1 pseudogene is annotated in these 329 nt (G+C 45.6%); it reads left to right on the forward strand.

The annotated features are described in order from the left end of the window. Nucleotides 1-309, forward strand: a pseudogene (locus CWB66_RS21665) (SAM-dependent methyltransferase); the annotation flags it as partial. Nucleotides 310-329 lie beyond the last annotated feature (20 nt).

Raw genomic sequence — 329 nt, forward strand, 5'->3', positions numbered from 1 at the left:
AGAGATTCACCAAGTCGTTCAACGTTTAAGCTAGATGAAGCATTTAATGTGTTTATTCCTGAACAACAACGGGAGTCACGCGTGGCAGCGTGTATGCGCAGCGTTGATTTAGGTGCATGCCCATGTGGTTGGACCTATCAGCTTGTAAGTCGAGTCATGTTTGTAAGCGCGATTGATAATGGCCCAATGAACGATGATTTAATGGAAACAGGGCAACTTAAGCACAATAGACCAGATGGCCTCAAAGATCGCCCAGAAACTAGAACACTCCCGGTCGTGTGCTGTGAGAGGGTAGAAAACACACCTAAGTAGCGCACGTTAAGAATTTA

Origin of the sequence: Pseudoalteromonas sp. S558 (assembly GCF_005886635.1) — a bacterium.
Lineage (GTDB): Bacteria > Pseudomonadota > Gammaproteobacteria > Enterobacterales > Alteromonadaceae > Pseudoalteromonas > Pseudoalteromonas aliena.